We start from the raw sequence: 12,158 nt of genomic DNA on the forward strand, positions 1-12,158 counted from the left end.
TCTCCGAAGACAGTTCGCTTCAATTAAGAAAAGGTTCATTTCACACAGGGAGCATCCACTTGACGCTCCCGGGATTTCGGTCAATCCAGCGATTGAAACCGAGTATAGTTTCGGACCCCGATTCTCGGCAGTCCTTCTCACATTAGTAAACGCCAGAAAGCCTCGAAAGAATCGCTGGAATCTTAAATATTTTCATAAAGGCAGTTTTTATAAACCGCTTCCATTCATTCGCTGCGTTTTGCAAGGCGGATGGCTGCAAAACGCAAGTTCCAAGGTAGGGGTTGTTGATCACAAAGGTGCTAGGGCAATTCGGCGCAGTAACCCGGGTTCAACATCCGCTCGTTGCCAATCAGGGGACGCGACGTCGTGCTTTCGTCCTGTAGCCCCGGCGGGCTATTACTCTCTGGCGGACTGGTCACCTGTCGTCGCACACCCTCCCGAAGGCTCACGCTATCAAGGCCAGCGATCCCAAGGCCAACGTTTCGGAGGCCAAGACTTCGCGCCTGTAACCGACCGCCCCACGTCGCTGCGCTCAGAACGCTGCTCTCAGAACGCTGCTCTCGGGATGCACGGTCAGTGGTAAGGAGGGATTCTCCCGCTCGCTCGCTGTCGATCGACCGGCACCGGTAACCGACACACCTGGGGCTCAGAAGACTTCCACTTGGTCTCACCGACCTGAGAATGCCAGCCCTTCTTTGAACGTCAGCGGGCCGGTTGGAAGAAACCCGAAAGCGTCAGCCAGGGGCCACCCCCGCTTACGCCTTACGTCGCCGTGTTGATTCGGCAGATCGTTTGAATCAAATAGGCTCGACGGCGGCAGGTTGATCGAAGGTCGAGGGACACATCCGGCGTGCACAATCGCACGCCAACTTTTCAATTCTCAAATTCAGCTCGCGTCGCTCTCTGGGTGGGGCACTTTAGTGTTAGGAGCGCAACGAGAAAGGTTTCCTATTTCTTTTTAAAGTTCTCGAGTTCTTGTTTCCGCATCATTTCCCCATAATCTTCGGCTTCTTGGATTTCCTCTTGGGTCTGTGCGGAGGTTTCTTCAAACGCCGCCTCACCACCGCCGGTACCACATCCAGGTACTGCACAGAGGAAACAAGCCAGAGCCATCAAAGACAGAAGTTTGCGAGCCATGTGAATCTCGTGGGTAAGAATTCCTAATTTGACCGGTTTCTAGAGCGGAGATGTTATCCTTAAGTTGCTTAAAATCAAGTGGCTCGCCACCGTGGCGCAAGTTCCGTAAACCGGTGATCGTTGACCCGTGTCGCTACCCCGATCGCACCGAGTGCCACACCGCAATCAAACAGCAGCTCTCTTATTAACCGCATGATGACTCGCCAACCCCGCAACCGTTTCATGTTCCGACTCGGTTGGCGCTGTTCCGCTGGTTGTCCTACGCGCTACCGTCGCAGCCGGTACATCCGTTTGACGCCCAACGTGGGTGTCCGGCTGCTCGTTCTGTTAGGGATCCTGTTCTGGATGCCCGGCTGCGGCAAACCTGAGGCATCGCCGATCGATGCAAGCGCCGCGCCGCGATCTAGCCAAACGGGGCAGGCCGATGAAGCAGATGGTCAGGATCAAACCCAGCAAGACTACTTCGCACGCGCGGCGAACGCACTCGCGCGGGGCGACATTGCCGATGCCGAGGCTTCGATTCGCAAACACCTGCTGCTTCACCCGGACGATGCCCGGGCGATCGAGTTGGCCGGTGACGTCGCCTCGCGGCAGGGAGATCGGGAAGTCGCGATCGAGAGGTATCAGGCGTCGTTGAGTTCGGACGAGTCGCCCAACGAGGCGCTGCTGGACAAGTTGACTCATGCCTTGGTTTCCGCCGGTCGGCCTTTCGATGCGATCGACGCCTTAAAAACCTTCGTCGATCGATTCCCCAATCGTCCCCAGCCGCGATTTGACCTGGTCGGTCTGGCGACGATGGTCGGGCAAACCCCCGCGGCCCTGCCGTCGCTGCAGTGGCTGGCCCAACACGGTCAAGGCGATCCGGAATCGTTGCAGGTGCTTGCCGATCCTGCGCGGGTGGAACCTGACGGCGAGATGTGTCAGTCGATGCTGCAGCGATCGGGTGATGATCTGCGTCCGCAGTATTGCCTCGCCCGCCTGGACGCGATGAAGTCGAATTGGCAGTCGGTGGCCGACCGTTTGAGACCGGTGCTGGAACGCCACGCTGATTTTGCACCGGCGCAGGCGCTCTATGGGCGAGCGCTGATGGAATTGAATCAATACGACTCGATCCTGGATTGGCAGCAGCAGCTTCCCGCCGGTATCGAAACGTTGCCCGAGTACTGGTTGGTTGCCGGTGAATGGGCCGAGCGAGAGCGGCAGCACGAGCAGGCAGCGCGGGCCTACTGGCAGGCCATCCGGCTGAGTCCCCACGCCTTGCCTTCGGCTCTCAACGGTCTGTTCCAGAACCTGACCCTGATCGGTCGATCCGAGGACGCCGACGTGGTTGCCGATCGGATCACCAAACTGGCTGCCCTGCGCGATGCGCTGAAGACGCATTTGGAGCGTAGCGGACGTTCGCAACGAGCTGCCATGCAGGTGGCCGATGGGATGCTGGCACTCGGCCGGGTCTGGGAAGCCGAGGGCTGGGCACGACTCGCGACGACGTTGCCGGAAGAACGTCTGCCGGATCTTCGCGATCGCTACCTGGCGATCCGCTCCGAGTTGACGGCCACGACGCCGTGGGTGTTGCCGGAGAGGGAACTGGATCGACAGATCGATCTGAGCGATTTGCCGACGATCGCCTGGAAACTGACTCAGCCCCGATCGAGTGCCGCGGAAGTGAGTTTTCAGCGACCGTTGATGTTCGAAGATCAGGCCGAGCAACGGGGCTTGATCCACACCTGCGAGATTGCCCCGGAAGCGATCCAAGAAGGGCACTGGATCTATCAAAGTGTCGGCGGTGGTGTCGGGGTGATCGATTTTGATCTGGACGGTTGGCCCGACGTGGCCGCGGCAATGTTAGACGGCAAGCCCCTCGCATCGGACTCCTCGTCCAATCGGCTGTTCCGAAATCAAGGAACCGGATTCGTCTCGGTGGAGCGTCACGCTGGCTATCACGACACCGGGTTTTCCCAGGGGATCACCGTTGGCGATTTCAACGACGATGGCTTCCCCGACATCTTTGATTCCAATTACGGCCAGAACCGGCTGTTTCGAAACAACGGTGACGGGACGTTTGACGAAATCGCGATCGCCGCGGGGCTGACCGATCAGTCCTGGACGACGTCGGCTGTGATTGCCGATCTGGACGCCGACGGCATTGCCGATGTGTTTGCGACCAACTACTGTGCCGGCCGAGGACCGCTGGAACGACCGTGCCGCAATGCCGACGGCTTTTCGACGTGTCCCCCGTTGCTGTTCGAAGCCGAGCGGGACCGTGTTTGGAAAGGCCGAGGAGACGGTTCGTTTAGTGACGTTTCGGATCAATGGATCCAGACGCAGACGCCAGGACGCGGACTCGGTCTGGTCGTGGGGCAGTTTGACGAGCGCCGCGGGCTGGACGTTTATGTCGCCAATGACATGACGGCCAATCACCTCTGGTCGCCCGAGCGGACCGACGGGCGTTTCCAAATGGTCGATTTGGCCGCCACCCGGGGCGTCGGGTTCAGCGGGGATGCGACGTCACAGGCATCGATGGGAATCGCCGCCGCCGATCCGGACGGCGACGGAGACATCGATTTCTTTCTCACCCACTTTGCCGACGATCACAACACGTACTACGAACAGGTCTCACCGGGTTTCTGGGCCGACCGTTCGTTCCAGGTCGGGCTCGGTCAGCCGTCGATGAAACTGCTGGGATTCGGAACCGAATGGGTGGATTTTGATAACAACGGATCACTCGAACTGATGGTCACCAACGGGCATGTCGATGACGTCCATCGCACCGACGTGCAGTACAAAATGCCTCCGCAGACCTTTCGTCGTCTGCCGTCGGGGCGTTGGGAAGAATTGAGCCTGGACGGGATGGGGGGCTATTTCTCCCAGCCACACTTGGGCCGCGCCCTGGCAACCATTGATGTCGACCGGGACGGGCGAACCGACGTGGCGATCACGCATCTGTACGAGCCCGTCTCCCTGTTGGTCAATCGGACCGAAAACGCGGGGCAGTCGATCGGGCTGATCTTGAAATCCACGCGAACGCAACGCGATGCCATCGGCACGGTGGTCACGGCGACCGTGGGCACGCGAGCGCTAACCCAGCAGCTGACCGCCGGTGACGGCTACATGTGTACCAATCAACGTCGAATTTCGGTCGCGTTGGGCGAGCAGGACAGCGCCGAAAACGTCACAATACAGTGGCCCTCCGGAACGATACAATCCTTCGGAGTGCTGAAGGGAGGCTACGATTACGTCCTGGTCGAAGGGGCTGAAGACGCATTTCAATTGCAGGGTCATCGTTGAATATCTATCGCACACGCTACCTGGTGAAGGTCGTTGCCGTCGGTTTCGTCGCCGTCGGCTTTTCGGTGATCGGCTGTGGCGGCGGTTCCGACGAACAACGGGCCGCGGAACTGCTGCAAAGCCAGCGGAGGCGCGAGCGGGCGATTGACGCGGCTCCAAAAACAGATCGCCAGCGGATCGAAAAGGCGGAGCGATTCTTCGGGAAACGCAATTTCGCCGGGGCCCGCGACGAGCTTCGCCCGCTGTTGATGTCGGACCAGGTTCCTTCGGAGGCGTTGCTGCTGTACGCCAAATGTGAAGCCGAAGCCGGTGATCCGGTCGCCGCCTGTGAGCTGCTGCGGTCCATTCCGCCGTCAGACCTGACCGCCTTTGTCGATGCGGCCTTGCTGGCAGCCGACTTGTACCTGGACCTGGGCCAATACGCCGAGGCGGAGGCGAGCCTGGAGCAGGTCATTGAATTGAACGCGACCATGGACGCGCCCCGCATCAATGCCGTCTATCACCGACTTACGGCGCTGTTGAACAACCAAGGCCGACGCATCGATGCGGCCAAGTACTTGCGTCGGCTGGCGCGTTCCGGCGATATCACCGAGAAGGAACTGTTCGCCATGAACACCTATGGAGAAGCCTTCATCGACGTCTCCATGCCCAAACCGAGCTTCCACGGAGCGTTGCCCCCGGCGGCTTTGGCCGAAGCCAAACGGCTCCGCAGAGAAGGGGAGCTGGAACAAGCCAGGGTTCTGATCGAACAACTCAGTCAACGGTTCCCGCAGTCGACGCCGATCGCCGCCTTTCGCTGTCGGATTTATGCCGACCTGAAACTCGACACCATGCTGGATGCTTACCTGCAATCGCTTCCGCCGGGCATCCAGCGCGAACCGGAGTATTGGTACGCGCTCGGGACGCGGATGCAAAGTCTGAATCGTCATCCGGAAGCGGTTCGATGTTTTGTTGAAGCCGTCCGCCTGGATGAAACGGACCGGTTTTCGTTCCTTGCGTTGGCTCGGTCTCTCCAAACGCTCGGCAAAGCAACCGAGGCCGAATGTGCCAGTCGGCGTTTTTCGCTGTTGCATGAGGCCGCAATAATCACCAGCAAGATCGGTGGCGAGCCCGGCACGGTTGCGGAACTGAGCCGACTTTCAGAAATCCTGGATGCGTTGAATCGGCCTTGGGAAGCGATCGCCTGGCGACAGGTGTCCTTGAAAACGCATGGCGGAAGCGACGAGTGGAGCCGGCGTGTCAGCGAGCAACGGAACGCTTTGGAGAACAGTGAGCAAGCGGCAAGTGATCCGACTGCGGATCAAGACCATTTCGCCAGTTGTGGCATCGCGCCGGAGGACTGGCCGCTACCGCCCGCCTCGGCGATCGCAGCGGACGATTCGAGGGATCGGAGCGGGGATGCGATTGACGAATCACGTGTCACCGAAATCAAATTGAACAACGTCGCGGCCGAAGTCGGCTTGTTTTTTCAATACGACAGTGGCGATGATCCTGCCGACAACACCCAGCTCTTGCATCAGCTGACCGGCGGAGGAATCGGCGTCATCGACTTTGATTTGGATGGCTCGCCCGACATCTATTTCACCCAAGGTGGTGGCGATGCGTTCGACGCAGGTGGTTCCGAGCCGAATCAGTTGTTTCGTAACTTGCCGACCGGGGCGTGGGTTTCCGTGGCGACGGACGCCGGAACGGCAGACTTGGGTTACGGTCAGGGAGTCGCCGTGGCCGACATCAACCAAGACGGGTTTCCGGATATGATTTTGGCCAACATCGGCCCGAACGTGGTTTACCAAAACAACGGTGACGGAACTTTTCGGCGTCAGCCGATGGCGGCACCGGACGCCCGCGGGGATTGGACGTCATCGATCGCGTGTGGCGACTTGAGCGGCGATCATTTGCCGGAAATCGTTGAGATCAATTACATCGACGACCCGACCGCGCTGACGATCGGTTGCACGCCCGAGAAAGACGCCTGTAACCCCAGCGTGTTTCGTCCCGCAATCGATCGTGCCTGGCAAATTCGTCCCGATGGTCAGATCCTGCGGTGGGATGGCTTTGTCGCAATGGACGAAAAACCCAACTATGGATTCGCCGCGGTGATCGCGAATTTTGACGACCGCAACGGAAACGATCTATTTATCGCCAACGACACCGAGTTCAACCATTTTTGGCTGTCGCATCGAGATTCCCAGTCGGCCCCGGTCACGCTGCGGGAAAGTGCACAGATCACCGGATGTGCGTTCGGGTTGCTCGGCCAACGGCAAGGTTGCATGGGAATCGCCGCGGGTGATTTCGACCGCAACGGCTTGCTGGATCTGCACATCACCAATTTTTGGAACCAAGCGGCGGACCTGTACAGCCAGGAAATCCCGGGTGTGTTCACCAACGTCAACGCGAAACGCGGAATGTACGAAGACACCCGTATGACGGTCGGATGGGGCACGCAAGCGATCGACTTTGATCGCAACGGTTGGCTCGATTTGCCCGTGCTCAACGGAAACGTGACCGACCACCGTCACCGTGGGCGTGCCTATCAGATGCAGCCCCAGTTCTTTCGCGGCGACGCTGACGGGTTTGAATTGAAGAACCCGGCCGACCGCTATTGGTCGACCCCCGCCCTCGGCCGCACCATGGCCGTCTTGGATTTCAACCGAGACTTGAAGCCCGACTTGGTGACGAACCACTTGGACGCGCCTGCGGCATTGTTGGAGAATCAGACCGCCACCGAAAATGCCCTGCAATTGGAGTTGATCGGGACGTCCAGCGAGCGAGACGCGATCGGTGCCAAGGTCACCCTCACGATCGGTGATCAAAGCTGGGTGGGCTGGATGGTCGGTGGGGATGGGTTGTTGTGCAGCAACGAGCCGATGATCGATTTCGGAATCGGACCACACGAATCCATCGAGCAGATCGTGATTGATTGGCCATCGGGCCGCAGCCAACGATTCAGCGACGTCGAAGCGAACCATCGCTACTTAGTCATTGAAGGGGAATCGGGGCTGTATCGCCGTTGAACGGACCCCAGATCAACGCTTCTCCAGCCCCTCGGTGCCCTGGATAGCCAGATAACGGGTGTTGGTGTTGACGTTCTCGAACGTCTCGGTGCGACCGTCGGGCCAGCGGATTTCTACCTGATCGACGGACTCAACCGCACCGACCCCGAAGTGCACCACCGCTTCGTTGCTGCACATGTAACCGTCGCCGCCGGTTTGCCAGCCACTCCAGCGGTCTTGGCCGGCTCGGATCCGCACCTCGGCACCGATCGCATCGCGTTCGCAATCCACCCCGATCAATTCGAATTGAATCCAGTGCTGCGACTCGGAGACGTTTTGCAACAGCGCGACGGGCAGGTCCAAATGATTGGCAACCAGATCCATCTGTCCGTCGCGATTCCAATCCAGCGTCGCCAACGTGCGTCCGAGCTGTTGCTGTTTCCAGTATTGGCCCGCGGTGGATCGGTCCTGCAGCTGAAAACCTTGTTGGCTGCCGTGGAACAGTTGGGGAATCATCTGAAACGGAATGCCTTCGTCCCGGGCATCGAACACGTGTCCGTTCAAGACGGCCAGGTCAAGCCAACCGTCGTTGTCGAAATCGGCCGCCTGCGTTCCAAACCCGAGCACGGAAAAGGACGGATCGTGCAGTCCGTACCGCAGCGATTCGTCAAAGAAGAATCCTGGCTCATTTTGTGTGAACAGATTCACCGACTCGTTATGGAAATTGGTGACGTGCAAGTCGAGTTGTCCGTCGCGATCGAAATCGCCCGACGCCACACCCATGCATGCCTGGCTATCACCGCCCTTGCCGATGCTGCAGCCCCGCACAGCGGCCGATTCGACGATCGAGAATCGGTCGTCGCTGGCTGCGGCCGGTGTGGAACTGACCCAGAAATGATTGAGATCGCCATCGTTGGCGACGAAAAAATCGTTGCCCAGCTTTCCGTCAAAATTTGCGATGACCAATCCGAAGCCGAGTTTCGGGTTGGATCGCATCTCGGCGGCCTGGGACCACGGGGCAAATTGCCCGTTCGGACGCAGTTTCAGAATGCGGTCCGAGGCGGAATTGAAGCGTTGCGGTTGGCATGGCAAGTGGTCGTCCGTGCAACGGACCGTGTACGCCAGCGGATCGTCGATGTAATTGATCTCGATGATGTCGGGGAGCGCATCGCCGCTCAGATCGGCCAGGCCGATGCATGAGGTCCAGTTGGCGGCGCTGTCCAACAGCGTGCCGCTCGCATCACGATACGTGCCGTCGCCCTGATTGATGTAGACAACGTTGGGGCCGATGTTGGCAACCAGCAGATCGGGAAATCCGTCTTGGTTCACATCACCGACGCAGACACCTTGGCCGAAGTGGCGGTCGCCCACCGCGGCTTGCTCGGTGACTTCGCCGAAGCCACCTTCGGCCACAAAACGAAACAGCTGGTTTGGCATGGACGAACCCGGTTCGACCGGAGTGCCACCGGACTGCGCCATGTAGAGATCACAGCGGCCGTCCAAGTCGTAATCGAGCACCGCCAGTCCGCCTCCGTTGACTTCGTACGGGTAAAACTCACTTCCATCGGTGGCGAACCCACCCACATAACGTGCTTCGAGTTTCAATTCGGGTGCGACGTCGACGAAACGTAGTCCCTGATCGGCCGATGGTGTCGGATCGGCGGGCGTGGTGGGTTTGCGACTGTCCAGCTCCGGTAACGGCCATTGTTGGATGTCGAATCCGAGCAGACGTGTCAGCTGTGCCGTTCCGATCTGCGTTTCGTTGGCGCCACGTTCCCAGGCGAGAATGGCTTGATGCCGTTGGTTCAATTCAGGCACACGCTCGGACATGGCCCCGGACAGTTGAGCCTCCCGCATCAGCCAGGCACAGGATTCCCAGGGGCGAGCGAGTTCCCCAAGCCGCTGGGAAATCCACAGCGATTGTTCGGCGTCCGCCTCCTTGGCGATGCGAAAGATCCGATCGAGCACCGCAAGCCGTTGACGTAATTCGGGGATCCGTGATGACTGGCCGACCGAGACCAAGGATTGAATCATCGAACGCAATGATTCACGATCGGTGGGGTCGCGTCGAAGGGCCTCGCCGAACGCCCGAATCGCTTCCTCGTGACGATCTTGCAAAGCCATCCAGCTGCCGATCGCACTCCAGTATTCGGGTTGTTCCTGCGTCCCTGCGGGAACGTTTTTGGCCCATTCGGCCAACGCCTCTTGTCGACCGGTTTCGGCAAGGATTCGCCCGTGCAGTGCTGCCGCGGCGGCACTGTCGGGGAACGCCTGCCGAATCCGCTGCATCAGCGCCAACACTTCGCTCGCCTCGGCGTTGATCCGCGTGTACAGCTCACGGGCCTCGCCCAGCGAGAACAGGGTGACGGCGTTGTCTTTGACAAAGTCGGCAAACGAGACCAGGTAAAAGGGCCCCTGAAGGTCGATCAAACTGAGCGTCTCGTTGGGCTGCACCGACCGAAGCCGGATCAATTGGCGGACGTGTCGACTGGCTTCGAAACGCCGGCCTTGTGCATTGAGCAATTGAGCGAGCATGCGATGGACATCGACGTTGTTTGGGTCCAATGCTTCCGCACGCCGCAAATTCGTTTCCGCCGCCGCAAAGTCGCCGCAGCGCAGATTCCAATCAAAGGCACGGATCAGGATCTGGGAGCCCCGCGCCGTATCAATTTCGGCAACGGTTGCTGCCAGATCGGCGGCCTGGCAAAATTCGCCGCGCTGGTTGTACAGTTCGATCGCCAGACTCAACGCATCGACATTTTTGGGAGACCGAATCAGGACCTGCTGGATGAGTTCGAGGGCTTGATCGGTTTGTCCCTGCTGCATCAACGCAAACGCCGATTCCAATCGAGACGTATCATCGTCGCCCGACTGCGTGGGGGCCGTTTCCGGAGGTGACGTTGCACGTTCCCCCGTGCCGCAACCGGCGCAAGCCAACACGACGGACAGGCCGAACAGCCAGGTCAGGGACATAGAATGCGTACGGGGCATCGATCGATTCATGTTCATCGTTACGGCACTCATCGAACGATCGTTCGACCCGTGATCCGCCGGGCAGCGGCGTTCTGACGTTCGATCGGCCATGGTCGCCACTTCAAAAGCGGCGCTCGAGTGTCTCGACCGGACGCAGGTTGTTTTCAAGGGTGTCGTGCCAATCGTCGTCGTACAGATTGGCATTTTGATCGGTTAGCGGAAAAGAAGGCAGCCAGACATCGGGTTCAAAGCGACTCAATGTTTCCAACGTTTTCCGGTAGTCCACCACTCGGTCGGCCGCTGCATTGAGTTCGGTCAGCAAGTCACTCATTTGCGGCTGCAGGTCGCCCATCGTCTTACGTCCGTTGAGCCGGTTCTTCCAGACCAGGGACAGGTTTCGCGGTGCCGCGGGAGTCAGCAAGACCGTCTTGCCGTCTGTCGAATAAGAATAGCATAGCCCAATGGGTAACTCCGTCACCTCGACGGGTAGTGGCATCGCTGCGTCCGCATCCGCCGGCGTTTTGACGACATACCCCTCGGCTCTCAGTGAATCAGCCACCGATCGCGGCGCAAAAACAACCGTGTTTTTTGCGACGGAGGCCAGTCCGGAACGGGCCTCCGGCAAATCAGACGTCAGCAAGATCGCCGCAGGCGTCGTGTGGGTCACGCCCAGCGATTCAAGTTGCGTCCTCAGGAATTCGAACAATCCTTCTCCGCCGGAAGCGTTGACCACGAACAATTGCTCTTCGCGAAGCAAACCGTACACGGCGGTGCCATCCAGGTCTCCCAGGTAATACAGACCGGGTTCAATCTGTTTGGCGCTGCCATCGAGAAAATCGGCGCCATCGCGCCGATGCCGATCGGCGATCGCTTGCAGTTCAGTACGCGCGGGCTCCAACAGCCCTTTCCAGGTGGCTGGATCCAGCCGAATCGATTGCAATCGTTTTTGTTGCCGGGGGTGACCGGTCAGCAGCAAGTCGGGGGGCGGGCGCTGCAGCAGGCGATCGACGGTGGCCACAAACGCGTCGGCGTCGCCGCGATACTTGGGTGAAAGCTTGGCGGCGTAGGTCGCAGGGCCAAAATCAATCGACGAGATGACGTCGCCGCAGAACAGGATTTCTTGACCGTCCTTGTTGAGCAGATAACACGTACTGCCCGGTGTATGGCCGGGGGTGGCGATGGCTTCGATCGTGACGCCGCCTAATTCGATCGTGTCACCGTCCCGCAGTTCGACGTCGACAGGGATCGGATCGCCCGAGTAGGGGATTTTGGGGAACACCGAATACAGCGCCGGCAGGTCCGCGTTGCGCAGAACTTCGCAATCGTCTTTGCCCGCAGCGACGGTCGCGCCCGACATCTCGCGGATCTTGTTGACGCCGAACACGTGGTCGTAATGGGCGTGGGTGATCAACACATAGCGCACATCGTCCAGCCGCAAACCAACCGACAGCAACGATTCACGCACTCCGCGCGCCTGTTCGTCGCCGCCCGAGTCAATCAGGATGATGCCGTCGTCGGTTTCGATGGCGTGCACGGCGCTGGGGCTGATTTCCCCGAGCACGTGGACGCCTGGGGCGACGGTCAGAGTTTGGCCCCCCAGCCATTGCGTCGGGTATTGCGTCTTCGAATCGCTGTTCTTTTCCACCGCGGGAACCAGCGTTTCCATCGGTTTGCCCGGCGGAGGCGGTGAGGACGGAGAGCAGCCGGTGGAGGCGATGGTGATGGCCAGGACAACGGGCGCGAACACGAGCTTTGCGACGGTCATCGAAA

The 12,158-nt window shown here is 59.5% G+C and carries 5 protein-coding genes; 2 read left to right on the forward strand and 3 right to left on the reverse strand.

Going from position 1 to position 12,158, the window contains the following annotated elements; all coding sequences use genetic code 11:
* Positions 1 to 948: 948 nt before the first annotated feature.
* The gene (locus TBK1r_RS03095; RefSeq protein WP_145207482.1) at positions 949 to 1,137 is read right to left on the reverse strand and encodes a hypothetical protein; all 189 of its coding nucleotides are present in this window, start codon (positions 1,135 to 1,137) and stop codon (positions 949 to 951) included.
* A 291-nt stretch (positions 1,138 to 1,428) separates the two neighbouring features.
* Between TBK1r_RS03095 and TBK1r_RS03100 the strand changes: the two genes are divergently transcribed.
* Both TBK1r_RS03100 and TBK1r_RS03105 read left to right on the forward strand, forming a co-directional pair.
* On the forward strand, positions 1,429 to 4,422 hold the full coding sequence (locus tag TBK1r_RS03100) for an FG-GAP-like repeat-containing protein (RefSeq protein WP_419580914.1): 2,994 nt from the start codon (positions 1,429 to 1,431) through the stop codon (positions 4,420 to 4,422).
* Positions 4,419 to 7,436 (forward strand): CRTAC1 family protein, encoded by a 3,018-nt coding sequence (locus tag TBK1r_RS03105; protein WP_145207484.1) that lies wholly within the window; start codon positions 4,419 to 4,421, stop codon positions 7,434 to 7,436. Before TBK1r_RS03100 ends, TBK1r_RS03105 begins: the two co-directional genes overlap by 4 nt.
* Before the next feature lie 12 nt (positions 7,437 to 7,448).
* On the opposite strand, the gene TBK1r_RS03110 is transcribed toward TBK1r_RS03105, so the two are convergent.
* Positions 7,449 to 10,406, reverse strand: coding sequence for a CRTAC1 family protein (locus TBK1r_RS03110; RefSeq protein ID WP_419580915.1), 2,958 nt, complete (start codon positions 10,404 to 10,406; stop codon positions 7,449 to 7,451).
* A 103-nt stretch (positions 10,407 to 10,509) separates the two neighbouring features.
* The gene (locus TBK1r_RS03115) at positions 10,510 to 12,153 is read right to left on the reverse strand and encodes an MBL fold metallo-hydrolase (RefSeq protein ID WP_145207486.1); all 1,644 of its coding nucleotides are present in this window, start codon (positions 12,151 to 12,153) and stop codon (positions 10,510 to 10,512) included.
* Between the last annotated feature and the right edge of the window lie 5 nt (positions 12,154 to 12,158).

The organism is Stieleria magnilauensis (assembly GCA_007753675.1).
Taxonomy (GTDB): Bacteria; Planctomycetota; Planctomycetia; order Pirellulales; family Pirellulaceae; genus Stieleria; species Stieleria magnilauensis.

Excerpts from the sequence above, each read along its gene's own strand:
- TBK1r_RS03115 (WP_145207486.1), bottom strand. The coding sequence starts at position 12,153 with ATGACCGTCGCAAAGCTCGTGTTCGCGCCCGTTGTCCTGGCCATCACC.
- TBK1r_RS03110 (WP_419580915.1), bottom strand. The coding sequence starts at position 10,406 with ATGCCCCGTACGCATTCTATGTCCCTGACCTGGCTGTTCGGCCTGTCC.
- TBK1r_RS03095 (WP_145207482.1), bottom strand. The coding sequence starts at position 1,137 with ATGGCTCGCAAACTTCTGTCTTTGATGGCTCTGGCTTGTTTCCTCTGT.